This window comes from Providencia sp. CIM-Carb-044, from assembly GCF_033901115.1.
Taxonomy (GTDB): Bacteria; Pseudomonadota; Gammaproteobacteria; order Enterobacterales; family Enterobacteriaceae; genus Providencia; species Providencia hangzhouensis.
In genome coordinates, this window is the sequence record NZ_JAXADV010000044.1 from 1 (window position 1) to 2641 (window position 2641).

General features: G+C 45.6%; 3 protein-coding genes. 2 read left to right on the forward strand and 1 reads right to left on the reverse strand.

Annotated features, from left to right (window positions below; all coding sequences use genetic code 11):
- Nucleotides 1-92: 92 nt before the first annotated feature.
- A protein-coding gene (locus SJ312_RS23085; protein ID WP_223174630.1) for an IS1 family transposase occupies nt 93-790 on the reverse strand; the annotation gives its coding sequence in 2 pieces (ribosomal slippage) (nt 93-541 and nt 541-790; 699 coding nt in all).
- Nucleotides 791-1099: 309 nt separating this feature from the next.
- On the opposite strand from SJ312_RS23085, the gene SJ312_RS23090 reads away from it, so the two are divergent.
- On the forward strand, nt 1100-1945 hold the full coding sequence (locus SJ312_RS23090) for an RmtC family 16S rRNA (guanine(1405)-N(7))-methyltransferase (RefSeq protein ID WP_000855769.1): 846 nt from the start codon (nt 1100-1102) through the stop codon (nt 1943-1945).
- 170 nt (nt 1946-2115) lie between these two features.
- Nucleotides 2116-2641, forward strand: a 526-nt coding sequence (locus SJ312_RS23095; protein ID WP_319868404.1) for a DUF4158 domain-containing protein, incomplete at its 3' end; no start/stop codon positions are given.

Sequence of the window (2641 nt, forward strand, 5' to 3'; positions counted from 1 at the left end):
GTCTAGACTCGAATGAGGTCGTTTCAAATTATAAAACTCAAAATATGCACTTAATTGCTTTTTCGCATCTGTGACACGGTAATGACTCCAATTTACTGATAGTGTTTTATGTTCAGATAGTGCCCGATGACTTTGTCATGCAGCTCCACCGATTTTGAGAACGACAGGGACTTCCTGCCCAGCCTTGCCAGATGCTGTCTCAGATTCAGGTTGTGTCGCTCAATTCGCTGCGTGTAACGCTTACTGATGACGTGCAGTTTTCCCTTCAGACGTGACTCATACATCGGCCAGCCGTCCGTCATCCATACCACCACGTCAAAAACTGACAGCAGGCTCAGAAGACGCTCCAGTGTGGCCATAGTGCGTTCACCGAAAACGTGGGCTACCACCGCCCTGCGTATCCTGTCATACGCGTAAAACAGCCAGCGCTGACGTGATTTTGCACCGACGTAGCCCCATTGCTCGTCCATCTCCGCACAGACAATGACATCACTGCCCGGCTGTATCCGGGAGGTTACTGACTGCGGCCTGAGTTTTTTAAATGGCGCAAAATGGTGTTGAGGCCCACGCCCATTAGTCGTGCGGTGGCACGGCAACCGACGCCGTTCATAGCCATATCAATGATTTTCTGGTGTGTACCGGGCTGAGAAGCGGCATAAGTGAAGGTGAGCTGCCATGTTTTACGGCAGTGAGAGCAGAGATAACGTTGATGCCCGGCAGTACTTTTGCCATTACGCATCACGCCTTCAGTAGCGGAACAGGAGGGACAGCAGACGGAGACTGAAGCCACGGGAGCACCTCAAAAACACCATTATACACTAAATCAGCAAGTTGGTAGCATCACCAAAAATGTCTGGTATAATAAGAATATCATCAATAAAATTGAGTGTTGCTCTGTGGATAACTTGCAGAGTTTATTAAGTATCATTGCAGCAAAGATGAAATCAATGATTTATCAAAAATGATTGAAAGGTGGTTGTAAATAATGTTACAATGTGTGAGAAGCAGTCTAAATTCTTCGTGAAATAGTGATTTTTGAAGCTAATAAAAAACACACGTGGAATTTAGGATTAAAATAATCCTTTTTCACAGACCATATATGAAAACCAACGATAATTATATCGAAGAAGTAACAGCCAAAGTACTCACAAGTGGTAAATACTCCACACTTTATCCACCAACTGTACGACGTGTAACTGAGAGGCTTTTCGATCGATACCCTCCCAAGCAGCTAGAGAAGGAGGTTCGCAAGAAATTGCATCAAGCATATGGTGCTTATATTGGTGGGATCGATGGGAAAAGGTTGGAGAAGAAGATTGAGAAGATAATTCATGAGATACCAAATCCAACTACGGATGAAGCAACTCGTACGGAGTGGGAAAAAGAGATCTGCCTGAAAATATTGAACTTGCACACTTCAACAAATGAGCGAACGGTGGCTTACGATGAGCTTTACCAAAAGATCTTTGAGGTAACAGGGGTTCCAACAAGTATCACCGATGCAGGTTGCGCTTTGAATCCATTTTCTTTTCCATTCTTTACGGAGGCTGGCATGCTTGGGCAATACATAGGTTTCGATCTTGATAAAGGTATGATCGAAGCGATCGAACACTCGTTGAGAACGCTTAACGCCCCAGAGGGTATTGTTGTCAAACAGGGAGATATATTATCCGATCCGTCAGGCGAGAGTGATCTTCTACTTATGTTCAAGCTATATACTCTACTCGATCGGCAGGAAGAGGCCTCTGGTTTGAAAATTCTTCAAGAGTGGAAATACAAAAATGCTGTGATCTCTTTTCCTATTAAAACTATAAGTGGGAGAGATGTTGGGATGGAAGAGAATTACACTGTTAAGTTCGAGAATGATCTTGTTGGGTCAGATCTGAGAATCATGCAAAAATTGAAATTAGGAAACGAGATGTATTTTATCGTATCGAGATTGTAACTTTAGGGTGGAGAAGATTTTTCTTTGAGGGGTTCTAGGGATTTTCCGTCCAAAAACGACAAAGTGCTCTGGAGGCCCCGCCGTCTGTGGCCTCCAGAGGGGTATTACTTTTTTCGAGATCCCTATTTGGGCTCTGTTTGAGTAAGATTTAGTCTTTTTGGGCTAAATCCATGGCATTCGAAGAACGTGTCCAAATCTTGTCCGAGGCAGAACAAGATGAGTTATATGGACCCCCCGCTTTCACCTCCGCCGACCAACGCTTCTTTTTCTCGCTGAACGATAAGGAACTGGCGATCGCTAAAAGCCTCCGTCATCGGGGCCAGCGTTACATGCTGGTGGTACTGCTGGGCTATTTCAAAGCCAAGCCGGTGGTGCTGAATCCCGGCTTTCATCAGATCAAGCAGGACCTCAAATACGTTTATCAAACCGTTCTACCAGGCCCAGGCTGTAGACCCTTTAATCTCACGCCAAAAGAGAACGAACGGATTTACCAACGTGTTTTCCAGCTCTGCAACTACCAGCGCTGGAATGTCAAAGACCATGGAGCGGCGTTGAGAGATTACTTATCCCAGCAAGCCAGAGCCTGGACAGCGCCTAGGCACCTCTTCGATGCGGCCAATGAATATTGTTCGGGGCAGAAGATCGCAATCCCTGCCTACAGCACGCTGCAAAAGATCATCAGTCAGGTGGTGGGAG